General features: G+C 46.9%; 19 protein-coding genes and 1 pseudogene. All 20 read right to left on the bottom strand.

The window, feature by feature from the left end; translation table 11 throughout:
* Nucleotides 1–1197 (bottom strand): hypothetical protein, encoded by a 1197-nt coding sequence (locus tag ACFOMG_RS05500; RefSeq protein ID WP_376865287.1) that lies wholly within the window; start codon nt 1195–1197, stop codon nt 1–3.
* Entirely contained in the window at nt 1194–2189 is a 996-nt protein-coding gene (locus ACFOMG_RS05495) for a glycosyltransferase (RefSeq protein ID WP_376865286.1), read from the bottom strand. Before ACFOMG_RS05495 ends, ACFOMG_RS05500 begins: the two co-directional genes overlap by 4 nt.
* A gap of 1 nt (nt 2190) precedes the next feature.
* Nucleotides 2191–3315: a polysaccharide pyruvyl transferase family protein gene (locus ACFOMG_RS05490; protein WP_376865285.1), complete on the bottom strand. Its 1125-nt coding sequence runs from the start codon at nt 3313–3315 to the stop codon at nt 2191–2193.
* A gap of 3 nt (nt 3316–3318) precedes the next feature.
* Nucleotides 3319–5067: a thiamine pyrophosphate-binding protein gene (locus ACFOMG_RS05485; protein WP_376865284.1), complete on the bottom strand. Its 1749-nt coding sequence runs from the start codon at nt 5065–5067 to the stop codon at nt 3319–3321.
* On the bottom strand, nt 5064–6146 hold the full coding sequence (locus ACFOMG_RS05480; RefSeq protein WP_376865282.1) for an NAD-dependent epimerase/dehydratase family protein: 1083 nt from the start codon (nt 6144–6146) through the stop codon (nt 5064–5066). Before ACFOMG_RS05480 ends, ACFOMG_RS05485 begins: the two co-directional genes overlap by 4 nt.
* Nucleotides 6143–7672, bottom strand: coding sequence for an MATE family efflux transporter (locus ACFOMG_RS05475; protein WP_376865281.1), 1530 nt, complete (start codon nt 7670–7672; stop codon nt 6143–6145). Before ACFOMG_RS05475 ends, ACFOMG_RS05480 begins: the two co-directional genes overlap by 4 nt.
* A 151-nt stretch (nt 7673–7823) precedes the next feature.
* Nucleotides 7824–8054: pseudogene (locus ACFOMG_RS05470) on the bottom strand (UDP-glucose 6-dehydrogenase); the annotation flags it as partial.
* Between the two features lie 2 nt (nt 8055–8056).
* A complete protein-coding gene (gene galU, locus ACFOMG_RS05465) occupies nt 8057–8977 on the bottom strand; it encodes a UTP--glucose-1-phosphate uridylyltransferase GalU (RefSeq protein WP_376865279.1) in 921 nt (306 codons plus the stop codon).
* Nucleotides 8978–9155: 178 nt separating this feature from the next.
* Nucleotides 9156–9668, bottom strand: a complete 513-nt coding sequence (gene rfaH / locus ACFOMG_RS05460; protein ID WP_376865278.1) for a transcription/translation regulatory transformer protein RfaH — start codon at nt 9666–9668, stop codon at nt 9156–9158.
* Between the two features lie 5 nt (nt 9669–9673).
* Nucleotides 9674–10405 (bottom strand): orotidine-5'-phosphate decarboxylase, encoded by a 732-nt coding sequence (gene pyrF / locus ACFOMG_RS05455; protein ID WP_376865277.1) that lies wholly within the window; start codon nt 10403–10405, stop codon nt 9674–9676.
* A complete protein-coding gene (locus ACFOMG_RS05450; protein ID WP_376865275.1) occupies nt 10402–11580 on the bottom strand; it encodes a hypothetical protein in 1179 nt (392 codons plus the stop codon). Before ACFOMG_RS05450 ends, pyrF begins: the two co-directional genes overlap by 4 nt.
* 2 nt (nt 11581–11582) lie before the next feature.
* Nucleotides 11583–11864 carry a LapA family protein gene (locus ACFOMG_RS05445; protein ID WP_376865274.1) on the bottom strand — a complete coding sequence of 94 codons (282 nt, stop codon included), beginning with the start codon at nt 11862–11864 and terminating at the stop codon, nt 11583–11585.
* Nucleotides 11865–11901: 37 nt separating this feature from the next.
* Nucleotides 11902–12204, bottom strand: coding sequence for an integration host factor subunit beta (gene ihfB / locus ACFOMG_RS05440; RefSeq protein WP_376865272.1), 303 nt, complete (start codon nt 12202–12204; stop codon nt 11902–11904).
* Nucleotides 12205–13287: 1083 nt separating this feature from the next.
* Nucleotides 13288–14964, bottom strand: coding sequence for a 30S ribosomal protein S1 (gene rpsA / locus ACFOMG_RS05435; RefSeq protein WP_376866203.1), 1677 nt, complete (start codon nt 14962–14964; stop codon nt 13288–13290).
* A gap of 191 nt (nt 14965–15155) precedes the next feature.
* Nucleotides 15156–15860: a (d)CMP kinase gene (gene cmk, locus ACFOMG_RS05430; protein WP_376865271.1), complete on the bottom strand. Its 705-nt coding sequence runs from the start codon at nt 15858–15860 to the stop codon at nt 15156–15158.
* Nucleotides 15860–18088: a bifunctional prephenate dehydrogenase/3-phosphoshikimate 1-carboxyvinyltransferase gene (locus ACFOMG_RS05425; RefSeq protein WP_376865269.1), complete on the bottom strand. Its 2229-nt coding sequence runs from the start codon at nt 18086–18088 to the stop codon at nt 15860–15862. Before ACFOMG_RS05425 ends, cmk begins: the two co-directional genes overlap by 1 nt.
* Complete coding sequence (gene hisC, locus ACFOMG_RS05420; RefSeq protein WP_376865267.1) at nt 18085–19254, bottom strand: histidinol-phosphate transaminase; 1170 nt, start codon at nt 19252–19254, stop codon at nt 18085–18087. The genes ACFOMG_RS05425 and hisC overlap by 4 nt, the downstream gene beginning before the upstream one ends.
* Before the next feature lie 300 nt (nt 19255–19554).
* Nucleotides 19555–20652: a prephenate dehydratase gene (gene pheA, locus ACFOMG_RS05415; protein ID WP_376865266.1), complete on the bottom strand. Its 1098-nt coding sequence runs from the start codon at nt 20650–20652 to the stop codon at nt 19555–19557.
* A gap of 159 nt (nt 20653–20811) precedes the next feature.
* On the bottom strand, nt 20812–21903 hold the full coding sequence (gene serC / locus ACFOMG_RS05410) for a 3-phosphoserine/phosphohydroxythreonine transaminase (RefSeq protein WP_376865265.1): 1092 nt from the start codon (nt 21901–21903) through the stop codon (nt 20812–20814).
* Nucleotides 21904–21997: 94 nt separating this feature from the next.
* Nucleotides 21998–24670, bottom strand: coding sequence for a DNA gyrase subunit A (gene gyrA, locus ACFOMG_RS05405; protein ID WP_376865264.1), 2673 nt, complete (start codon nt 24668–24670; stop codon nt 21998–22000).
* Between the last annotated feature and the right edge of the window lie 103 nt (nt 24671–24773).

The following is a 24773-nucleotide window of genomic DNA, read 5'->3' as shown; positions in this document are numbered from 1 at the left end:
TCACACCACCCTTTTAAACTTTTTGCACACCAACAAAAAAAGCAACAGAAATAAAAGAATCTTATTAGCAGACGATACCACTAAAAAATTGCCAACAGGAAATGCAAACAACTGCAAAGTTAACAGATAGAAACCCAAGAATGAAACAAACGCATATCTCTTGGCACTTAAAAATCGGACCTGAAAATATGATATAAGACCTACAAGAATAAAAGCCAAAATAATACCAAAATGGTAAGTAGCAATTTCAAAATCAGGTGCCCATGTTGGCCCACAGTTCAAACCATATTGGCACAAGTGTTTCGGTTCAAAACCACTAAAAAATCCATAAAAAGGAAGCATAAGAGAAAATACTTCACCACTTTCACTAAAATGAATAAGCCATCTAGCCATGTAATCTGGCCCAAAATAAAAATATGCACTCAACTTATACATTACAGGGAAATAATCAAACAAAAAGGAATCTGAGTCATAACAAAATTCATTCAAACAATCAGGTCTATAATCATGCAAATACCTTACGCTAACCTGGTATGAATAGACAAACAATAGAGTACTTATTAATAGCACTACTTTAAAAATCGGAATTTTGAAGTTTAAATAAACACGCGACCTCAGATAAACCAAACACAAAATCATAACCAGGATTTCAAAAAACTCAAAACTTGTCCCCCTATACAAACCAAAAATAACCAGCGGAACAAGTGACAAAACCACTAAAACTATTAACTTAAACTTGTAAACGTGAAACGTAGCAATATAGCAAACATATAAACTGATAAGTTTGAGGTAGAACACTGACAATATTGGAAAAACCTTATAGATACCAAAAGTAGAAATTTCAGCTGACTTAAAATACTCTTGGTATAACGAATAATTTGAGACCCCAGCAAGAACATTACCAATCATATCAAGGGGCTCAATTCCAGTGTAAAAGTAACCCGAATAAAAAACCGCCAGATACTGAAGCGAAACAAGGAATATTAGAAACCTAAAATTTATATCAAAACCTTCAACTTTTAAACTCTCCGATCGAGTAGAAATAAAACTCGACAAAAAAAATACAAAAAAAAGCAACAACAAATAAAATACTGCGATAATCCTTAATTCGAAATCGACATCCACGGGGACCAAAAGGGCATATACAACAAGACCAATGTAGTATAAAAATACTGGATTATAAAAGTATTTACTCACGACTTAAATAACCTTATTATCTTTCGGACTTGCTGCCCCATAAACATTACAAAAATTAAAATCCTAATATTTAAGCTCGCCAGCAAAAGATAACCCTTATACTTCAGCGGAACAACATTAGAAAAGAAAATACTACCAATACTTGACTTCAATCTCGACAAGGCAGTTCGCACATATACTTTATTTTCCAAAAGATCTTTATATTTTATAGGAAGCAAAACAGACACTAAAAAATGTGACTCCGAAAAAATAACAGTTGTTCTTAAAAATGACAAATCGACTCTACAATTTAAAAAATCATAAATTTCGTCAACGATAAACAAACAGGTTAGTCTCTTTGACGAAACCCCGTGTGAATTTGTATTTTCATCATGCGATCTGTATTCATAATATGCGCCCGTAATAACAGATACCTTTTCTACATTAAGTAACGCTTGAAAGTTAAACAGAAAATCCTCAAAAAAATGAACATCTTCATCCAAGGCTAAAGGCTTAATTGTTTCTGCCTTATATAAATACGCCCATAGTGACGTTGGGAAGGTTAGTAAAAGCAATCTATTAAGCGCTTCTTTAGACGTGAGCACACCAGTTTTATCACTTATAGGAGAACCCTGTCGGACAACGTATTCTTTTAGTACGGCCATATCGGTTCTATCTTTAATAATACGTGAAAGCAATTCTTCGTACATTTTTTCATGCACAGCATCATCACTATCAACAAAACCTATATAGTCCCCTTGCGCAATTGAAATTCCTAAATTCCTGGCTGCAGAAACGCCGCTATTACTTTGGCTTAGTATTTTTATGCGCGAATCATTTTCCGAAAATTGTTCTGCAATAGACAAAGAATTATCAGTTGATCCATCATTAACTATGATTAGCTCAATGTTGGCATAGTTTTGGTTTAGAATTGATTCAATACATTCAGACAAGTATCTCTCTGAATTATAAACAGGAACAACAATACTGACCAGCGGGTTATTATCCTTCATGTCAATTAGCATTAAAACATTTAATTAAAAAATCTTTAGAGAAATCTACTATCTCATCAAGCTCGACAAACGATTGATCGCTGAATAAATTCAATTTAGGATCATCAACATTAGAAATGATTTTACGCGAGTTCAAACCAATCAAATTAAGAAGAGAGTCAAATCGACTGACACCTCTTGACTCATTAGGAATAACATAAAATGGTTTATTAAAAACAATTGAAAAAACCATACCATGAAACGAATCCGTCAGCACGTATTTAGCATTTGCAAAGCCAGCTAACCAATCTCTTGGATCAGGCATCACGAGATCAGCCAAGTTCACATCATGATTATCACTCACACTTGATTGAGCTTGGCAGCTGAATAATTTCTCACCTGTTTCTTTGGAAGCCTGCTCAGCTATTGCTAGTTTTTCTGGTGTTTTATCAAGAAAATAGGTAAATATTCCTTCATTCTTTTCCTTTAGGCGTTCTGCACCAATCAATTGCTCATATTCATTACTGTTTAGCAAAAGAGTTGGATCGAGAACATGCTGGGCATCAACTCCAAGATATTGACGACACAGCTCTACACCGCTGTCTTCGCGTACACTGATAGCATCGAATAGTTTCGCTAATTCAGCACATCGTATAGTTTGCTCTCTGTTAAACTCCCAATCGTCAACACCAAATGAACTAGCATAGGCAATGCGTTTGATTTTAATTCCTTCTAAAAAATCCAGAAAGAAGTTTTCTATATTAGGTGAATATTTAGGTCGCCAAGTTTGGTCACTACCAACAACAACCGCATCATAGCGCTCACGCTCAAAGTGTGCTTTTAGTTTTACAGTGCTGTCTATTGGTTCCGACATGACAATATTATTTGCAATAAAGCTTTTGGTGTTACTTAGTATGTATGAATAGTCTTTTTCAAGATTGAGTGGTACTTTTCGTTTACCCAACATTTTCATGGCTAATCGGTAACCGAGTCGTGCTGTACGATATAAAAAACCAAACTGATCTGGCTGACGATCAATGGTAATAACCTCATGGCCTTGTCTTTTAAGCACTTGCTGCAAAGCCCAGGCTTGCATCATTCCACCATAATTTTGACCAAGAGGTTGGGTCATTATTGCAATTTTCATAAGTTATCGCTTTATAATTTTATTAACGGTATCTATGCCTTTTTGACCAAGCAAATTTTTCAAAGCTTGCTTTGCTTTACCTTCAGCACTGACTTCAAGTCTGTGCATTATTTGTAGCGCTTCACTTTCATTTTCACTATCGGTAAAAACCTCAAAAAGCATTGGTCTATCTTTTACTTCCGGCTCTAAGAAGCATTGATAAACCGCTTCAAATTCTTCTTTATTGCTTGCAGATAAATACTCAAAACCTAAGTTTTCTGCATAATTCTTAATAAGAGTTTCGGATTTATTACCGTAATGACCTGCGGCTGCTACAAACTCATCACCATCGTTACCGAAGTGTGAAGCATGATGGTTATAAAGGCGAAATTCTGTGCCTTTGCCATTATTCACTAACAATATTCGAAGATTATTTCCTGCATGTCTGTTGCCAATGGCGTTCAGATCATAAAAGAAAGCAAGGTCACCGATTACTCCATAGTAGAGCTTATTTTCATTGCCTAACGAAGCACCTAGCAAAGATGAAACACCACCGTCAATACCAAACCCGCCTACATTAGAGTAGGCTGTTACATTTTCTGGTAAGTCGTAGAAGTTCCAGGTTCTCAGGCTATTTAAAATACCAAAATGGACTGCAGAGCCAGCTGGAATCTTAGATGCCAGTTTAGAAGCCAACCAAACATTAGAGAATGGCACTTCTGGTATCTTATCCTGGACTTTTTTCAGAAAGTCAGAGCATTTCTGAAAATACTGATGATGTGAAACACTATTTTTTGGCTCTGAGTAGTGCTCAAAAAATGAAGATTCTGACATCTCGAAAACATATTTAAGCTTACGGAAAGTATCCCTAACCTCACCATCTGGACTTATACGCCAAACTTCTTTGCCCGCCATGCTTAAGATCGGATAATCACCGGTCACTTCACCTATATGCAATGTGATATCCGGTTTTAACTCAGCTTTATTATGGAGTTCCTGCGCAGCAGCAAGTGAGAACAACAAACGGTTTTTTCCTTTATACCCGCTTGTATGATCACAAAACACTACTGCATTGAATTTATTGCAGAACCCTTCAAGGGCCAATGTTTCGGCTTCGCTCCAATTCTTATGAGAGCCTATAAATATTGAAATGCGCTTATCCTCATCCAACTTTGGTAAATCATCTACAAGGCTAAAGCGCTTAAAAACTCGACAAGCAAGCTCTTCTTTTTCAGTGAATGGTAAGCTATATGTAGTGGGCAAATTGATATGAACAGGGCCACCTCCATTGCGGCTCAATTCTAAGATAGCTGTATTTACTTTTACTTCACAGTCCCAGAAATCTTCCTCATCCTTCACAACAGGTAAAGTTACACTAAGGTTGGCCACATCATTTGAAATGACACTGCGATCAATCACTTGAGCTACATGATGCCCTATACGCCCTATCTGCTGAGTTGAGGTAATAGCCAGAACGGGCAATTTTCGATAGTAAGCTTCGGTCATGCCTGGCACATAGTTTCTTGAGGCTGTTGCACCTGTACAACTAATCACTACCGGCTCACCGGTTTCAGCGGCCAACCCACAAGCCATATAAGCTGCTGAGCGCTCATCCACTGCTGAGAAAATTTTGAAATGAGGATCTTTCTGAATACTACCTATCAGGGCAGTATTTGTATTACCGGGTGAAGCTATGATGTATCGGATACCATGTGCTTTTAGCAAGGAAATAAGTATTAGAACGTTTTTTTCAGTTGTTGAATAATATTTCATTTTGTCAGAATCCGCCCTACTTCTGGTAGGTTTTTAAAAATTTGATATTTCAATTTCTGTTTGCAATTGGGTATTTCGCACAGGCTTGTCGACTCTTTCAAAGCTCTATCTTTCAGCGCCTCTTCTTGCCAATTTGGCGATTTGAACTGCCATGGTTTCCGGTTGAGAAAACTTGTAAGGCAGTCGCTCAGACCTTCTTGCGGAGCGATGAACTTTGAATTATCAATAAAATTATTTATTTTACTATTGTCAAAAATCCGATCAAATAATCGGTCATAAATGACCTGATACCGCCCTTTTCGCCAGGTTAGAAAATCATTTAAACTTTGCTCGACAAAACCAGTGTTAAAACCTTGCTTCTTAAGCACTTCCAAATATATATTTAAAATTTCTTTCCATGTGACATTTTTGTTTCCAGTTATATGAAATGCCTCACCTAGCGCCTCTTGCTTTCCTAGAACAGAACAAATTGCATAAGCAACATCTATTCCTGCGGTAAGAGTTGTTGATTTATTTTGAATATCTTGTGCTGTGACAATACTACGTCCATTAAGTGCACGATACAGCCAATCTTCCTTTTCAAGAACACCAAGCTGTAAGCGTTCGTCATCATAGGTTATATAGGGTCGAATTATTGTCCAATTCTTGCTTTGACTAGCTAATAACAAATCTTCCTGCCGAGCTTTTGTTAAAGCATATTCATCTGTTTTTAAATAGCCATCGTCTTTTACAACATCAAGCAATCTTGGTGAGCATTCTTTTATAGGTTCTTCGGAGTTAGCATAAACACGAGCAGAGCTGATAAAAACATATTGTTTAGTAGCATTCAGGAGATATGAATATCGTTTTTGAAAAATGGGGGTGGTATAAACCATAAAGTCTACGATTGAATCCCAACTTTCGGTCAAAATCCCCATTAAAAAATTGAGATCCTGTGCGTTGCCTTGAATGTAATGAACTCCAGCCTCCATTCCAGAACGAGTACGTGATGTAACATGCACATCTTTACCTTCTTCTACCAGAAGATGTACCAAATGCTTACCCATCGCGCCAGTACCACCCAGAACTAATACTCTCATACAGCGTTCCCTGAGCCAAAAAACTTCTTAAACATAAACTGTACTATTTTAATACGCCAATACCTGTCCAAACCTAAATAATACATAGCAATTGTGGAAATACTCATTGAAAAAACAATAACATATAGTGACATCAACATACTATCCGGCAAGTTTCTTGCCATCAATACACTAAGCACTGATGAAATAATAACAATAGCCACAACAGGCAACACTACTTTTTTATAGTAAGGTATTATTGGTAGACCTGTTAGGTACTTTACTAACAACAAGCGAACTTTAAACATAATCAAATTTGCTACAATTGCAATATAGAAAACCCACTCAGCAGAGTAACCTAATTTCAAGAACCACCAAGAAATGAAGAAAATAGAGATTTGTATGATTCCTAAAAGAGTTTCGTATAATGCCATTTTCCCTGGCGCTCTTGCTGCGGTTGCAAGTGGCAGACTTAAGGCAAGAATCAATGATTCAACAATAGCTAATTGTGTAAAAAATACGGCTTTAACAGGTGGTGTTTTTAACCAAATAGTTAACACAAGTTCCATTTCGAGCAAAATAGGTAAGGCAAACACCCACATTAAGAAAAAAGTTAGCTTAGAACCATTAAAAACCAGACTCATCATTTCGTCTTTCTGCTTTGATGCATAAGTCTTTATGATGGGAGGATACAGACCTGTATTGAGGTTACTCGAAAACACTGCTACCTGACTTGCCACATTGAGAGCAATTGCCCTTGCAGCGACAGTTGCTGGTGTAAACATCTGGTTTACCAGGACAGTAACCGCCTGATTGCGAAACACTGTACTAACTTGTCCAAAAAGCGTCCACCAAGTAAATCCTAAAATTTCTTTAAGGAGCCTAGCACTCCAATAAATTTTTTTAATCTGGCATTCTGTGTACTTTTTTAAACAAATCAAAATATAAGAGAGAGTTACTAAAGCGCTGACTACTAACAAAGCCATACCGTAATATATTAGCGAATCATAACTGACATATGCCATAGATAGCGCTGCAGCCAACTTCAACACTGCATCTATTACAGATATCATTGCGTAGAGATGCATATCTTCGTGAGCAATCAAAATTGCGATAAAAGGTGCAGTAAAAACGGATAAAATAAAGGCTAACGATGTGTACCGATACAACTCTACAGCTGCATTAAAGCGTTCATCAGGCAGTTTTAAATGCACTTCTACAAACCACAAACCTACAGTAAAGAGAAGTATATAAGCAAAGACAGCAATTGCCGCATACATAATCAAATTCACACTAAAGGTTTGTTTTAACTTGGCTTGGTCATTTTCCCCCATTGCAAAGGAGAAAAATCGTTGCGTCGCACTGGCCATGCTACCTGGCAAAAAAGCCAGCAGTGTAATAAAACCAGTGATAACACTATATACACCAAAATCTTCTACACCTAATTCATTAAGCACTACTCTCATTGAATATAGGGTAATTAGAATTATAATAATTTGGCGGATGTAAAGCGCCAGTGTGTTTTTAAGTATTCGGGCGTTTGACATTTAATTAATGTTCACTGCGTTTACCTGGAAGCTGCTATTTCACAAGCAGGCCTGTTGTTCTTACAATTTATCGCGACAAAAGTGTCGCTCCTACAGTAGAGGGGGCTGTTTAATCACTACCAAACAAATCACGGGTATATACTTTGCCCGCCACATCTTCCAGCTCGGCGTAGGCTTCTTCTTTATTCAGTGTGGCGCGAAAGTTTAATGCCTTGTTTTGCAGAAACTCTTCGATTTCTGCATCGACAATCGGTGATTGCTTATTATTCAGCAAGTCTACTTTTTGCGGCACGATATCCAGCGCAACCACCTCGTTATATTGCGCTAACAACATCGCATTAGATAGCCCAACGTAACCCGTGCCTGCTATAGCAATTTTCATACTCAGGCTTCCACCTCTTTCAGCGATGATTGTTCATTAATACTGACAAGCCAATCAGAAAAGGCTTCACCTTCAGTTTCATGACGCATACTGTATTCAACAAAGGCCTTCATGTAACCTAGCTTACCGCCACAATCGTGGGATTTACCCGCCATCGCATGGGCATGAACTGGTTGTTGTTTCATTAAATCGAAAATGGCATCGGTCAGCTGAATTTCATCACCGGCACCGGGTGGGGTATGGGCCAGAATATTCCAGATGGTCGGTGGGAAAACGTAACGACCCACCACGGAGAGATTCGATGGTGCCTCTTTAATATCCGGTTTTTCCACAATATTGGTCAGAGGAGCACTGCTGCCGGCAGACAACTGGACACCGTCGATGTCAACAATACCGTATTTATTCACGTCTTGTTGCGGCACCGGTTCGACCAGAATCTGGCTTAAGCCAGACTGTTCAAACTCACGAATCATGGCTGCCATATTGTCGGTGTTAAGGTCAGCAGCGGCGTCATCAATTAATACATCCGGCAATACCACCGCAAAAGGCACATCGCCGACCAACGGTTTAGCACACAATACTGCATGACCCAGGCCTTTAGCCTGTCCCTGGCGCACATGCATGATGGTGACACCGGGAGGCGTAATAGAGCGGATTTCATCCAGTAGCTGGCGTTTCACCCGGGCTTCTAATGTGGTTTCTAACTCGAAGGAGGTATCAAAATGGTTTTCGATGGCATTTTTAGAAGAATGCGTCACCAGAATAATTTCTTTAATACCGGCAGCTGCACATTCATTGACCACGTACTGGATCAGCGGTTTATCTGCCAAGGTCAACATTTCTTTGGGGATAGCCTTGCTGGCAGGCAACATACGAGTGCCTAAACCGGCTACCGGGATCACAGCTTTGGTTACTTTTGTCATATTTTTACTATTTGGAATCGTTTCCGGAAAGCCGCCAGGCACGCTACCGCCCGAAGGTTCTTCGCGAGCTTTCCCTGTTGTCGCATCGTGAGCGACCAACCTGCGTCAGTCGCGACTGTTTTTTACGGTTCTTTTTAGTGCTGACGTACAGCGACTATTAACAACAGATGCCGGGTCTTTAAGCCGAGAGATGATTCAGCTCGACCAGCAGTTCCTGTTGTTTATTTAACAAATTAATCAGTACGATGGCGCGCTGTTCACCATCGTATTGTTTGAATAATGCCTGATAATCTTTAAACGGACCGGACGTAATTCTCACACTTTGTTGTTCACTGAACAGGGTCGTTTCATGCTGTTCTAACCGGTCGCGCAGATTGTCCACCAGAGTCGCAAAAACCACAACCGGTTCGTTACCAAAGCGCAGCAACATGCGTGCTCCCGGTGTGGAACGAACTTTATTTAACAGTGGGGATTGTGCGCGACAGCGCAAAAATAAATAACCAGGAAACATCACTTCCTGTTGCGTCAGGCGTTTGCCGTTGCGTAGTTTTTCGACGGTTAGCAGGGGTAAAAATACCTCACCGCCCTGCTCGGCTAAATGGCGCTGAGCACGATTCTCCTGACGCGGCTTGGTCAGTACCACGTACCAGTTAAGGTCGTTGTCGGCTTGTACATCCTCGCCAGCCATCATGGGAATTAACCGCGTAAAGATTCCACAATCCGCTGGCAGGCCAGTGCCGGTTCTGCCGCCTGAGTAATCGGCCGGCCAATCACCATATAACTGACGCCGGCTTGTTGCGCCTGCTCTGGTGTTAAAATGCGGCGCTGATCACCCTGTTCGGCACCCGCCGGGCGAATCCCCGGGGTGACGGTGAGGAATTCCGCTGAGCAGGTTTCACGAATCAAACCGACTTCCTGAGCGGAACAGACCACACCGTCGAGGCCGGACTGTTCGGTCAATTGTGCCAGGCGTTTTACCTGCAGCTGCGGGTCAACATTCAGACCAATGTCGGCCAGATCCTGTTGTTCCATTGAGGTTAAAACGGTCACACCAATCAGCAGAGGCTGATGGTTTTTCTTTGCAATTTCATTACGCGCGGCTTCCATCATACGACGGCCACCGGAAGCGTGAACATTGGTCATCCACACGCCCAGCTCTGCTGCTGCCCCAACGGCTTTGGCACAGGTATTGGGAATGTCATGGAATTTCAGATCGAGAAAAACGTCAAAACCCAGCTGATGTAAGGCATCAACAACCAGCGGGCCGGAGGCGGTGAATAATTCTTTACCCACTTTAACCCGACACTGTGCCGGATCCAGCTGTTGCGCCATCGCCAGCGCCTGTTCTTTATTCGGATAATCCAGCGCAACAATCACAGGGGACGGGCTTTGCAGCGGTGATTGGCCTGACGGCGATTGGGTGTTCATAAATCCAGCTTCACGGTCGGGGTGGTACTTACAAAAGGCGCAACACACGCCCAGTCTTTACAGCTTGGGCAACGCCAGTGCGGTTCTTTTGCTTTAAAGCCACAGGTTTTACAGATGAACTTGGGTTCGTTCTCAACAATGCGGCGGAGGATATCATACAGCATCAGTAACTGCGACTTGTCGAGCTGCTGCCGCTGACACACCACTAATTCAACCAAAGCAAAAAAACCGGTATTTGATGGTTGTTGTTGCAACTCAGACAACAATGCACTGATTGCTGTTTCGGCCCCCTGCTGTTTAACCAGGCAATCAATTTTTGCCACCAACGCCGGGACATAGTGTGTTTCCTGCCAATGGCGGCTCAGATGGGTTAATAAGCCGGAGGTATCCTGCAAGTGCTTAAAGGATTCAACCAGGTGGTCCAGCACACTGATTAACGCCTGAGGGTCCAGGTCGACGGCGCGTAAATAACAACGAACCGCTTCGTGATATTCATGTTGGCCATAGGCCATATCGCCCTGCACCACAAACGAGCGGGCACATAACGAATCAATTTTAATCGCCTGGCGGCACAACTTCTGAGCTTCGAGAAATTCATTACGGCCAACCGCCTGCTCTGCCAGCTCACACACGGCATGGGCAATACGCTTACTCAGGTGCTGGCTCAGCTGAAGTTTCTTTTGTTGATACAACAGCAGAATATCCTGCCACTCACCCTGCTCTTCATATAACTCAACCAGATGGCGCGACGCCAACTCGCGGATATGACCTTTGGTTTCCAGCAGTTCAAGATATAACCGCTCAGCCCGGTCCAATAACCCGGCATGGGAAAAATCGATAGCCAGTTCCAGCTCCAGCGTTTGCAGCACTGCTTTCGATAAGTCCGGCCGGGCAAACAACGACTGATGCAAATGAATGGCGCGATCGACTTCGCCTTTTTCCCGCAGAGTGCGACCCAGCTTGAGAAATAAATCGATGGAATCATCATCCAGCCGGGCAGAATCCAGCAATCGTTCGATCGGCACATCACCCGACTGCGCTAACAGGTATTCAACACTGGGAATCCACTGATCCGGCGTCGCCGGTTTGACCTGCTTGGCAAAGCGGTAACCTAAGGTCCATCCGGCTGCGACCCCCACCAGTAGCAGCACATACATCAGTGCCGAATCCATCATAATCAGGAGACTTTATCTAAACGCTGTCGGGCTTGTTTCAGTTCCTTCTGCAGCTTACGCAGCTTCAGCTGGCGCACAGTGGAAGTTAACCCACCCACCAGCCAGGCTGTTAACGCCCCGACTGAAACAAACAGGCCAATCCAGATCGCCAGCGGCAGAGTCAGGGTGGCTCCGGCGAGAAAATTAACCGTGACATCGGCACTGTTATGCGCCGCAAAAGCCAGGGTATAGGCAAGCACAACCAGTAGCAGCAGCACACTGATTGCGAGTTTAAGTGCTTTCATGAATGATTTCCGCGAACATTAAAGAAGAGGACGAAGCTCACTGGACATGCTCACCTTCCAAACTGTCATTAACCTGATCGCGCAATTCTTTACCGGGTTTAAAGTGCGGTACAAATTTGCCCTTTAAGTCGACGGTTTCACCGGTTTTGGGGTTACGTCCAACCCGAGGCGCACGATAATGCAATGAAAAGCTGCCAAAACCGCGAATTTCTATGCGCTCACCGGATGATAAGGTCTGCGACATGTGATCCAGCAAGGTCTTAACCGCCAGTTCAACATCTTTGGACGATAGCTGTGGCTGCCGGGCAACAATCTTTTCAATCAGTTCAGATTTTGTCATAAGCATTCCCTCCTTGAGAACGAATATCGCCTTGCAAAGCAATAATTCTAGCTAAATCATGCAGTTAGGTAGTTTTTTTTGCAACCCCAAAAGTGGATATTTTTTATACAAAAGCGATGAAGGACGCGGGCAGGCGGTGGGTGGTGCGGATTGGTTTTGATTATGGTGGGTTACGCTTCGCTTACCCACCCTACGGGTTGTGAGGATTGGTTTTGGTTATGGTGGGTGGCGCCATTTCGGTGGGTTGCGCTTCGCTTACCTACCCTACGGTTGTGATGATTGGTTTTGACTATGGTGGGTTACGCTTCGCTTACCCACCCTACGGGCTGTGAGGATTGGTTTTGATTATGGTGGGTTGCGCTTCGCTTACCCACCCTACGGGTTGTGATGATTGGTTTTGGTTATGATGGGTGGCGCCATTTCGGTGGGTTGCGCTGCGCTTACCCACCCTACGGGTTGTAACAATTTGTTTTGATTATGGTGGGTGGTGCCATTTCGGTGGGTTGCGCTGCGCTTACCCACCCTACGGGTTGTAATGATTGGTTTTGATTATGGTGGGTGGTGCCATTTCGGTGGGTTGCGCTTCGCTTACCCACCCTACGGGCTGTGATGATTGGTTTTGATTATGGTGGGTTGCGCTTCGCTTACCCACCCTACGGGTTGTGATGATTGGTTTTGATTATGGTCGGTTGCGCTGCGCTTACCCACCCTACGGTTGTGAGGGTTGTTTTTGATTATGGTGGGTTACGCTGCGCTTACCCACCCTACGGTTGTGAGGATTGGTTTTGATTATGATGGGTGGGGCCATTTCGGTGGGTTGCGCTGCGCTTACCCACCCTACGGGTTGTGACAATTTGTTTATGTTATTGATAAATTTGGATGGAATGTAGGGTGGGTAAGCGCAGCGCAACCCACCACAAATACAACACCACAAATACAACACCACAAATACAACACCACAAATACAACACCACAAATACAACACCACAAATACAACATCACCAATACAACATCACCAATACAACAGGCACAAAAAAACCCGCCGTAGCGGGTTTTTTTACTGATTTGTCAGAACAGCAACAATTATTTGTTCAGCTGTTCTTTAATCAGGTCACCAATGGTGGTCGGGCCAGCAACTTCAGAGTCTGCTTTAGCGCGCTGCTCTTTCAGAGCGGCGCGATCTGCTGCGTCATCTTTTGCTTTAACAGACAGCGCCAGAGTGCGGTTCTTACGATCTACAACGCTGATTACTGCTTCGATGCTGTCGCCTTCGTTCAGTACGTTACGTGCATCTTCAACACGATCACGGCTGATGTCAGACGCTTTCAGTACCGCTTCAACACCTTCAGCCAGCTCAACGGTCGCCGCTTTTGCGTCAACAGCGATCACTTTACCGGTTACCAGAGCACCTTTGTCGTTTTCTGCAACGAACTCGGAGAACGGATCGCTTTCCAGTTGCTTAACGCCCAGGGAGATACGCTCACGCTCTGGGTCGATAGACAGGATAACGGTTTCCAGCTCGTCGCCTTTCTTGTAGTTACGAACCGCGTCTTCGCCGGTGTCGTTCCAGGAAATGTCAGACAGGTGAACCAGGCCGTCGATGCCGCCGTCCAGACCAATGAAGATACCGAAGTCAGTGATTGACTTGATCTTACCGCTGATCTTGTCGCCTTTGTTGAACTTAGTACCAAACTCTTCCCATGGGTTCATGGTGCACTGCTTGATACCCAGAGAGATACGACGACGTTCTTCGTCGATATCCAGAATCATCACTTCAACTTCGTCGCCCAGCTGAACAACTTTGCTTGGGTGGATGTTCTTGTTAGTCCAGTCCATTTCAGAAACGTGAACCAGACCTTCAACACCTTCTTCCAGCTCGGCGAAACAGCCGTAGTCAGTCAGGTTAGTAACGCGCGCTTTAACACGAGCGTTTTCTGGGTAACGTTCGTTGATGTTAACCCATGGATCATCACCCAGTTGCTTCAGACCCAGCGATACGCGGTTGCGCTCACGGTCGAACTTCAGCACTTTAACGTCGATTTCGTCACCAACGGCAACAATTTCGCTTGGGTGCTTGATACGCTTCCACGCCATGTCAGTGATGTGCAGCAGGCCGTCAACACCGCCCAGATCTACGAATGCACCGTAGTCGGTCAGGTTCTTAACGATACCTTTAACAGACTGACCTTCTTGCAGGTTAGCCAGCAGCTCTTCACGCTCTTGAGAGTTAGCAGCTTCCAGAACAGCACGACGGGAAACAACCACGTTGTTACGCTTGGCGTCCAGCTTGATAACTTTGAATTCCAGCTCTTTGCCTTCCAGGTGCAGAGTGTCACGTACCGGACGTACGTCAACCAGAGAACCTGGCAGGAATGCACGGATGTTTTTCAGGTCTACAGTGAAACCACCTTTAACCTTACCATTGATGATACCGGTAACCAGTTCATCCGCTTCGAAGGCTTTTTCCAGCTCTTTCCAGCTTTCAGCACGCTTAGCTTTTTCACGAGACAGTTTGGTCTCACCGAAGCCGTCTTCTACCGCTTCCAGAGAAACCTGAGTTTCGTCGCCAACAGCAACTTCTAACTCACCTTTTTCGTTCAGGAACTGGCTGCGAGGAATAACCGCTTCCGATTTCAGGCCTGAGTTTACTGTTACCCAGTCGCTGTCGATGTCAACAACGGTACCGGTAACAATAGAACCTGGCTGCATGTCCAGTTCTTTTAAGGATTCTTCAAATAATTCAGCAAAGCTTTCGCTCATGGTCATGTATAAATACCTATCTCGTATTTGCGTGCTGGGCTCAGGTTGGCAGATCAGCCACCAGGAAACCGCAACGAACGCTGGCCGGACAGCCAGTTGTCCGGGGTTAGTTTAGTTTCAAAACACAAGGCTGTTGGTTGAAGCGCAAATGAACGCTTTGGGTAACCACTGGCCAGCAATGTGTTTCAATCTCAGATCAGTTGGGCGTTTTTCACCAGCTGCATTACCTGTTGGCAAACTTCCTCAATGGTCATTGAGGTGCTGTCAATCATAGTGGCATCGTCGGCTGGCTTCAGGGGAGCCACAGCGCGATTGCTGTCTCGCTCATCCCGGGCACGGATGTCTTCGATAAGGGCGGGCAAACTAGCATTAAAGCCCTTTTCAGTCAACTGTTTGTAGCGCCGCTGGCCACGCTCTTCGGCGCTGGCGGTAAGGAACACCTTCACCTGGGCCTGCGGAAACACCACCGTTCCCATATCCCGGCCATCGGCAATCACACCGGGCAGGGTCTGAAAGTCACGCTGACGTTGCAGCAAGGCCTCACGCACGGCGGGCAACGCCGCCACCTGAGATGCCAGGCTGCCCACCTCTTCGGTACGAATCTGGTCCGTTACATCATCACCCTCGAGAATGACTTTCACCCCCAGCGGCGTGGGTTCAAAGCGCACATCCAGATTGGCGGCCACGTCAGCAACAGCGGCTTCATCCTGCTCATTCATGCTATCGCCGAGGGCCAGCCCTTTACGCTCAGAAGCGAGGCCCGTGATGCGATACAAAGCGCCGCTATCGAGCAACTGCCAGTTTAATTCCTGAGCCAGGCGGGCACATACAGTGCCTTTACCGGCACCGGAAGGGCCATCAACGGTAATAACCGGAGCGGATTGTTGTATTGCCATTACGCTTCTTCCACCGTCAGATTCATACCAGCACCATTAGCCAGCTCAACAAAGTTCGGAAATGAGGTCGCCACATTGGCACAATCAAGAATCATGACAGGCTCATCACCACCACGCAGAGAGGCCACAGCAAAACTCATGGCAATACGGTGATCGTGATGGGTCACGATTTCACCGCCACCAAAGCTGCCTTCAGAACCAAAACCCTGAATGACCGCACCATCATCCGTACCCTTGGCATCCACGCCCAGCGTGACCAGACCATCCACCATTGCCTGAATACGGTCACTTTCTTTGACCCGCAATTCTTCTGCACCGGTCAGAATGGTTTCCCCTTCGGCACAGGCGGCGGCAATAAACAATGCCGGGAATTCATCAATCGCCAGCGGCACCTGATCTTCCGGAATATGAATGCCTTTTAATTGCGCACTGCGAATACGAATATCCGCCACCGGTTCACCGCCGACTTCGCGCTCATTCAGTACTTCCAGGTTACCACCCATGGCTTTCAGGATATTAATCACACCAATGCGGGTTGGGTTAATGCCGACGTGCTCCAGCGTGATATCGGAACCCGGCATAATACTGGCCGCCACCATAAAGAAAGCCGCCGAAGAAATATCCGCCGGTACGTCGATGCTGGTCGCGGTTAATTCGCCGCCCGACTTCAGGCTGACGGTAGCGCCATTCACCTGCACCGGATAACCAAACCCTTTCAACATACGTTCGGTATGGTCGCGGGTCGGTGCCGGCTCGGTAACTGTGGTTTCGCCGTCGGCATACAACCCGGCCAGCAGCACACAACTTTTTACCTGGGCACTGGCCATTGGCAGGTCGTAATGAATACCTTTCAGAGGCGAACCTCCCTTAATAACCAGCGGCGGGCGGCCGTTTTCAGCGGTTTCCACCACGGCACCCATAGCACGCAACGGATCGGCCACCCGGCCCATCGGGCGCTTAGACAATGACTCATCACCGCTCATTTCAACATCAAACGCCTGGCCGGCCATCAGGCCCGACAATAAACGAATGGTGGTGCCCGAGTTGCCGACGTATAGAGCATTTGGCGGCGCCTGCAAACCATGCAAGCCAACACCATGAATGGTTACCCGGCCGCGGTGCGGCCCTTCGATGACCACCCCCATATCGCGGAAGGCCTGCAGCGTGGCCAGCGCATCTTCCCCTTCCAGGAAACCAGTCACTTCAGTCGTGCCATTGGCCAGCGAGCCAAGCATAATAGAGCGATGGGAAATGGATTTATCACCCGGCACACGGAAACTGCCGGTTAACGCTTTGCCCGCCTGAGCGCGGTAGGTAATAGAAGTCGCTTTCATAGGTTCAACATAAGCCCTGCGGGCAAGTATTTTAGAGAAGTGGTCGCGCGCGGCTTTCGCCCGGGTTAACACGCCCATAACCTGAGTGGTGTCATCCTCTTCAATAGCCTGGCGCAAAAATTTGAGATCGTGCTGGAATAAATCCAGCGTTTTTAAAATCTGATCTTTATTGGCGGAAAAAATATCACGCCACATTACCGGGCTGCTGGCTGCGATACGGGTAAAGTCCCGAAAACCGCCAGCGGCATAATTAAAAATTTCTTTATTTTCGTGGCTATTGGCCAGCGTATCGACCAGTGAATAAGCCAATAAATGTGGCAGATGACTGGTAGCCGCCAATACCTCATCGTGATGTTCGACCGCCATATATTCAACATCGGCCCCCACCGCACACCAGGCGTTACGCACCAGCGCCAATGCCTGATGCGAGGTATGCCGCTGCGGCGTAATAATCACTTTATGATTAACGTACAAATCGGCATCGGCAGCCGTCACACCACTGCGCTCAGAACCGGCTATCGGATGACCTAAAACAAAACGATTAAAATCCGCACCAAAAATTTCGGCCACTGAAGCCGCTACCGACCCTTTCACCGAACCAACATCGGTTAATACCGCATGTGCCGCAATCGCCGGAGCAATGGTACGCAACACTTCGTCCACCGCCAGAATCGGTACCGACACCACCACCAGATCGGCGTCACGCACCACCTGCTGAATATCGTCGCTGTAGCTATCAATAATGCCCTGTTGCTGTGCCAGCTGCATCGAATCCAGATTGCGGTCATAACCGCTGATCTGCTTCACACAACCACGCTGGCGCAAACCTTTCACCCAGGAACAGCCGATCAGTCCCAGGCCAACAACGGCGATGCGGTTAATGCAAAAACTCAAGCGTTCACCTGCGCCGCTGTCTGCTCAGCCAATACGCTTTCCAGTGCGCGGATAAACACCTGATTTTCTTTCTCAGAGCCAATCGAGATGCGCAGATATTCGGCCATATCATAATTCGCCAACGGCCGCACAATTACGCCGGCCTGCAACAAACCACGATTCACCGCCAGCGCATCAATACCGGCCGGCATTTTCACGCTGATAAAATTACCCACCGACGGAATGTATGACAACCCGAGGCGTGTAAACTCGCCAGTCAGGTAAGCCATACCGGCATTATTCAGCGCCACACTGTTTGCCAGATAGTCGTTATCCAGCAAGGTCGCTTGTGCCGCCGCCAGAGCAAAGGCATTAACATTAAATGGCGGACGGACACGATTTAATAAATCCGCCAGTTCCGGACTGGAAATACCAAAACCAACACGTAATGACGCCAGGCCATACGCTTTGGAGAACGTCCGGGTTACCACCAGGTTCGGATATTGATTCACCAGCTCAATACCGTTGGGATAGTCTGCCTCAGCAACGTATTCAAAATACGCCTCATCCAATAACACCAGCACCTGAGTCGGAACCTGATCGAGGAAGCTCAGCAACTCCTGCTTATTCAGCCAGGTACCGGTCGGGTTATTCGGGTTGGTGATAAACACTATGCGGGTTTTATCATTAATCAATGCCAGCATGGCATCCAGGTCATGACCGAAGTCTTTCGCCGGCGCAACCAGCGCTTCGCCGCCGGCCATTTTGGCATCCAGACCATAGATGGAAAACGCATGTTGCGACACCACCACATTATCGCCGTCGTTCACAAACACCCGGGTGATAAAATCGAGAATATCGGATGAACCATTACCCAGGGTGATTTGTTCTGCACGGATATTGCAGCCTTCTTTACCCAGCACTTCACACAAGGTTGCTTTTAAGTCAAAACCAGCGCCATCCGGGTAACGGGTTAATTCAGCAAATTGTTGCTGTACCGCCGCCAGCGCTTTATCGCTGGGGCCTGTCGGGTTTTCATTACTGGCCAGCTTAACAATGTCTTTTTCATCAAGACCTAATTCACGCGCCAGTTCATCGATAGGCTTACCTGGCTGGTACGGGTGTAACCCCTGCACACCACTGACGGCCAGCTGTTTAAAATCAACGTTTTTTACATCAGTTGTCATAATTTTGACCACAACCTTTTATGGTGTTTTCTGGTGGGTCGCGCTGCGCTTACCCACCCTACAGTTTGGTGTTCTCTGGCGGGTCATGCTGCGCTTACCCACCCTACAGTTTGGTGCTCTCTGGCGGGTCGCGCTGCGCTTACCCACCCTACAGCTTGGTGTTCTCTGGTGGGTCGCGCTGCGCTTACCCACCCTACAGTTTGGTGTTCTCTGGTGGGTCGCGCTGTGCTTACCCACCCTACAGTTTGGTGTTCTCTGGTGGGTCGCGCTGCGCTTACCCACCCTACGTTTTTATCCGGGTTACAGAACGGCTTTGGGGTATGAACCCAGGCATTTAAAATCGACAGAAATTTTACGTAAATTATCCAGTACCGGGGCAATATTCGCATCGTCTGCGTGCCCTTCGAAATCGATAAAAAATACGTAATTCCAGGTGCCAGAAGCTGATGGCCGGCTTTCAATCCGGGTCATACTGATGCCCGCCTGATGAAATGGCTCCAGCACCTGGTACAAAGCACCCGGCTGATTACGGCTGGATACCAGAATCGAGGTTTTATCATCACCACTGGACAGGGTTTTTTGCGGACCAATAATTAAAAAGCGAGTGGTATTATCCGGACGATCTTCGATTTTGGCACTTTTCATAACCAGATCGTACAGCTCTGCGGCGGCTTCCGAGGCTATCGCCGCGGCACCACTTTCCAGCGCCGCACGGCGCGCCGCTTCAGCATTCGAACTTACCGCAATGCGTTCAACATTAGGGTAATTCTGATCCAGCCACAAACGGCACTGCCCTAAAGACTGAGCATGGGAGTAAATACGACGGATTTCGCTTTCCGTAGCATCCTGGCGCACCAGTAAATGGTGATGAATCCGCAAGGCCACTTCGCCACAGATATTCAGATTGGAATGCACAAACGTATCGAGCGTATGAGTGACCACCCCCTCAGTGGAGTTTTCTACCGGTACCACGCCATAATTGGCGTTACCACTTTCCACTTCGCGGAAGACATCCGCAATCGACACCTGACCAGCACATTGCACAGCATGGCCAAAATGTTTCACTGCCGCCTGTTGGGTAAAGGTCCCCTCTGGCCCCAGATAAGCCACATTCAGTGGTTCCTCCAGCGCCAGGCACTGAGACATAATTTCGCGGAACAGTCGCGCCATCGACTCATCGGCCAAGGGCCCTTCGTTACGCGCCATCACTTTACGTAACACCTGAGCTTCACGCTCCGGGCGATAAAACACCACATGTTCGCCCGGCGCCGCGTACTTCTGCTTTACCTCAGCCACTTCCTGGGCGCAGCGTGCGCGTTCATTAATCAGCTTATGGATTTCGTTATCCAGGCTGTCGATTTTATTACGTAAAACCTCAAGTTCCTGCGCTTCGCTCATGCCAAACCCATCTTAAATTCTGTAGATAATGGATTCGGATTGTTTTTCAAAGCAGCAACAGGATGTTGCGGTAGCCCGGCAGGCACATGGACGTGCCTTCGGGGCGGCGGCTGAAAAATCAATCAGGCATCCATTATGGGATGTTTTTTAACTACTTAATTACGAACTTTTAGCTGCAAACTCAGCCATAAACTGAATCAGAGCGTCCACACCCGCTTCCGGTACCGCATTATAAATACTGGCGCGCATACCACCGACGCTGCGGTGGCCAGCCAGATTCAATAAACCAGCCGCTTCACTTTCTGCCAGGAAGGTCTTATCCAGTGCAGCGTCTTTCAGCGTAAAAGGCACATTCATGATCGAGCGATTGTGTTTTGCCACCGGGTTGGCGTAGAAGTCACTGCCATCAATAAAATCGTATAACTTCTGTGCTTTACGCCGATTGATGTCAGCGATCGCCGCAACACCACCCTGCTGTTTTAACCATTCAAATACCAGGCCCGACAGATACCAGCTATAAGTAGGTGGCGTGTTGTACATAGAGCCATTGTCAGCCGCAACTTTATAACTGAACATGGTTGGCGTGCCGGCCAGCATAGCGTCAGCGTCGGCTAACAAATCCTCGCGAATAATCACCACACACAAACCGGCCGGACCGATATTTTTTTGTGCACCGGCGTAAATCATGCCGAATCGGGAGACATCAATGTCTTCCGACAGAATGGCCGAAGAATAGTCCGCTACCAGTGGCACATCCCCGGTGTCCGGGATGTAATCAAATTTGACCCCACCAATGGTTTCATTCGGGCAATAATGCACGTACGCGGCATCGGCAGATAATGTCAGCTCGTCCTGCGATGGCGCAGAGGTAAAGTTATTCGCTTCGGTCGTTGCCGCAATATTCACATCACAATAACGTTTTGCCTCAGCAATGGCTTTTTTCGACCACTGGCCGGTACAGATATAATCGGCCTTGCCTTTACCACGCAGCAGGTTCATCGGGATCATCGAAAACTGGCTGCTGGCCCCGCCCTGCATAAACAACACTTTGTAATTATCCGGAATCTGCATCAAATCACGCAGATCCTGTTCGGCTTTTTCCGCCACCGAAACAAACTCTTTGCTGCGGTGACTCATTTCCATGATCGACAGGCCTTTGCCCTGCCAGTCTGCCATTTCCTGCTGCGCACGTTCTAATACGGCCGTTGGCAGTGCCGCCGGACCGGCACAAAAATTAAACGCTCGGGTCATTTCGTTTCTATTCCCGTTAAAATCTGGACAAACAACAACAGCCGCCACGCGGATGTTGTTGCAGAAATCAGGCAATTTAAATAGTCAGCGGTGATTATTCCGCATCACCATCACTGTCTGTATTATCGGTTGCTGTTGCGTCATCCGCGGCCGGCACCTCAGCTGCCGGGGTCTCATCAGCGCCTTCCGCCAGCACGCCGTCTTCCAGCTCGCTGTCGTCTTCACAGATACGCTCAACACCCACCAGTTTTTCTTTTTCCGACACTTTAATCAGCGTCACACCCTGGGTATTACGACCCAGCTGCGACACTTCGTTAACCCGGGTACGCACCAGCGTGCCCTGATCGGATACCAGCATCACTTCGTCGTTTTCGAATACCTGCACCGCGCCGACCAGCGCACCGTTACGCTCACTGGTCACCATCGCGATCACACCCTGAGTACCACGCCCTTTGGTCGGGAATTCCGTCACTGCGGTACGTTTACCATAACCACGTTCAGAAGCGGTCAGAATGGTGCCGCCTTCCTCCGGAATAATCAGTGAAATCACCCGCTGATCGTCAGCCAGTTTGATACCCCGTACACCACGGGCGGTACGTCCCATCGGCCGAACACCACCCCTGCCTTCTTCATCTTGACCTTCACTGAAGCGTACCGCTTTACCCGCATCAGTAATTAATAAGATATCTTTGCTGCCGTCGGTAATGGCCACTCCGACCAGCCAGTCACCTTCATCCAGTTCACAGGCAATCAGGCCGGTCGAACGCGGACGAGAGAACTGATCCAGTGTGGTCTTCTTCACCGTACCCTGGGCGGTTGCCATAAAGACAAACTGCTGATCACTGTACTCATCCACCCGCAGAATGGCGGTGATGCGTTCGCCTTCTTCCGACAGATTGAGCACATTAACAATCGGCCGGCCTTTGGCGTTACGACCGGCTTGTGGAATATCGTAAACGGTTAACCAATACACTTTACCGGCATCGGTAAAACACAACACGGTATCGTGGCTGTTAACCACCAATAGATGTTCGACAAAATCTTCGTCCTTCACCGAGGTCGCCGATTTACCTTTACCGCCACGACGCTGAGCCTGATACACATCCATCGGCTGAGTTTTAGCGTAACCACCGTGCGACAAGGTCAGCACCAGATCCTCTTCCGGAATCAGGTCGGCCATGGTCAGATCGCGTTTTTGAGCAATAATTTCGGTGCGGCGGTCATCGCCATATTCTTCACGAATCGCTTCCAGCTCTTCACGAATCACCTGCATCAAACGATCAGCGCTGCCAAGGATTTCCAGATACTCAGCAATTTCTGCCAGTTTGACCTGATATTCTTCAATCAGTTTTTCGTGCTCAAGGCCGGTCAGCTTCTGCAGGCGTAAGTCCAGAATCGCCTGAGCCTGAACCGGTGATAAATAATAACGGACATCGCGGAAACCGAACTGCTCCGGCAGATCATCCGGACGACAGGCATCTTCACCGGCACGTTCCAGCATATCCAGTACATCACCCGGTTCCCAGGCGGTATTAATTAACGCTTCTTTGGCTTCGGCAGCGGTCGGTGAGCGTTTAATTAATTCAATCACCGGATCGATATTGGCCAGCGCCAGCGCCAGGCCTTCGAGAATATGACCACGCTCACGTGCTTTGCGTAATTCGTAAATGGTACGGCGGGTCACAACTTCGCGACGGTGTTTAACAAACGCATCGAGCAGTTCTTTGAGGTTCAGCGTACGCGGCTGACCATCGACCAGTGCAACGGTGTTAATACCAAAGACAGTTTGCAGCTGAGTCTGAGCAAACAGATTGTTGAGCACCACTTCCGGCATTTCACCACGACGCAGCTCAACCACAATACGCATACCGTCTTTATCCGACTCATCGCGCAGTTCGGTAATGCCTTCGATTTTTTTGTCTTTCACCAGCTCGGCGATTTTTTCAATCAGACGGGCCTTGTTCACCTGGTAAGGAATTTCGGTGAAAATAATCGAAACTTTGTCGTTCTTTTCGTTTTCTTCAAAATGGTGTTTGGCACGCATATAAATACGGCCACGGCCGGTGCGATAGGCATCAACAATACCGTCACGACCGTTAATAAAGGCACCGGTCGGGAAATCCGGACCCGGGATATATTCCATCAGGCCATCAACATCCAGATCCGGATTATCGATCAGCGCCAGCGTGCCGTTCAGCACCTCAGTAATATTGTGCGGCGGAATATTGGTGGCCATACCCACAGCAATACCTGACGAACCATTGACCAGCAGATTCGGGATACGGGTTGGTAATACTTCCGGAATTTGTTCCGTGCCATCGTAGTTCGGCACCCAGTCGACGGTTTCTTTGTCGATATCACCCAGCATACTGTGGCTGATTTTTGCCATCCGCACTTCGGTGTAACGCATCGCCGCCGCAGAGTCGCCGTCGATCGAACCAAAGTTACCCTGGCCATCCACCATCATATAGCGCATGGAGAAATCCTGAGCCATACGGACAATGGTGTCGTATACCGCGGAGTCACCATGCGGGTGGTATTTACCAATGACATCACCCACCACACGGGCGGATTTTTTATAGGGCTTGTTCCAGTCGTTGCCCAGTACATTCATGGCGTGTAACACCCGGCGGTGAACCGGCTTGAGGCCGTCGCGCACATCCGGCAGCGCCCGGCCGACAATCACACTCATGGCATAATCGAGGTACGACTGTTGCAGCTCGTCCTCGATGTTAATTGGCAGTACTTCTTTGGCTAACTCACCCATAGATATCTGACCTGTTCCTTTCTGAGAGGCTGCGACCCAAGCGGCCGCTATATTTTTCAAGGTTCGGGAGCATACCACAGTTAGCGCCTGAAAACCGAAGAAA

The organism is Bacterioplanoides pacificum (assembly GCF_042648445.1).
Classification (GTDB): Bacteria; Pseudomonadota; Gammaproteobacteria; order Pseudomonadales; family Oceanobacteraceae; genus Bacterioplanoides; species Bacterioplanoides pacificum.
Note: the sequence above shows the minus strand (reverse complement) of the source record. Positions and strands in the feature narration are given on the sequence as shown.

Coding starts and splice junctions, on each gene's coding strand:
- ACFOMG_RS05490 (WP_376865285.1), bottom strand. CDS start 3,315: ATGAAAATTGCAATAATGACCCAACCTCTTGGTCAAAATTATGGTGGA.
- ACFOMG_RS05445 (WP_376865274.1), bottom strand. CDS start 11,864: ATGAAAGCACTTAAACTCGCAATCAGTGTGCTGCTGCTACTGGTTGTG.
- serC (WP_376865265.1), bottom strand. CDS start 21,903: ATGACCCGAGCGTTTAATTTTTGTGCCGGTCCGGCGGCACTGCCAACG.
- ihfB (WP_376865272.1), bottom strand. CDS start 12,204: ATGACAAAATCTGAACTGATTGAAAAGATTGTTGCCCGGCAGCCACAG.
- ACFOMG_RS05475 (WP_376865281.1), bottom strand. CDS start 7,672: ATGTCAAACGCCCGAATACTTAAAAACACACTGGCGCTTTACATCCGC.
- ACFOMG_RS05495 (WP_376865286.1), bottom strand. CDS start 2,189: ATGAAGGATAATAACCCGCTGGTCAGTATTGTTGTTCCTGTTTATAAT.
- pyrF (WP_376865277.1), bottom strand. CDS start 10,405: ATGAACACCCAATCGCCGTCAGGCCAATCACCGCTGCAAAGCCCGTCC.
- ACFOMG_RS05485 (WP_376865284.1), bottom strand. CDS start 5,067: ATGAAATATTATTCAACAACTGAAAAAAACGTTCTAATACTTATTTCC.
- galU (WP_376865279.1), bottom strand. CDS start 8,977: ATGACAAAAGTAACCAAAGCTGTGATCCCGGTAGCCGGTTTAGGCACT.
- rpsA (WP_376866203.1), bottom strand. CDS start 14,964: ATGAGCGAAAGCTTTGCTGAATTATTTGAAGAATCCTTAAAAGAACTG.
- cmk (WP_376865271.1), bottom strand. CDS start 15,860: ATGGCAATACAACAATCCGCTCCGGTTATTACCGTTGATGGCCCTTCC.
- gyrA (WP_376865264.1), bottom strand. CDS start 24,670: ATGGGTGAGTTAGCCAAAGAAGTACTGCCAATTAACATCGAGGACGAG.
- ACFOMG_RS05480 (WP_376865282.1), bottom strand. CDS start 6,146: ATGAGAGTATTAGTTCTGGGTGGTACTGGCGCGATGGGTAAGCATTTG.
- pheA (WP_376865266.1), bottom strand. CDS start 20,652: ATGAGCGAAGCGCAGGAACTTGAGGTTTTACGTAATAAAATCGACAGC.
- ACFOMG_RS05450 (WP_376865275.1), bottom strand. CDS start 11,580: ATGATGGATTCGGCACTGATGTATGTGCTGCTACTGGTGGGGGTCGCA.
- rfaH (WP_376865278.1), bottom strand. CDS start 9,668: ATGATGGCTGGCGAGGATGTACAAGCCGACAACGACCTTAACTGGTAC.
- hisC (WP_376865267.1), bottom strand. CDS start 19,254: ATGACAACTGATGTAAAAAACGTTGATTTTAAACAGCTGGCCGTCAGT.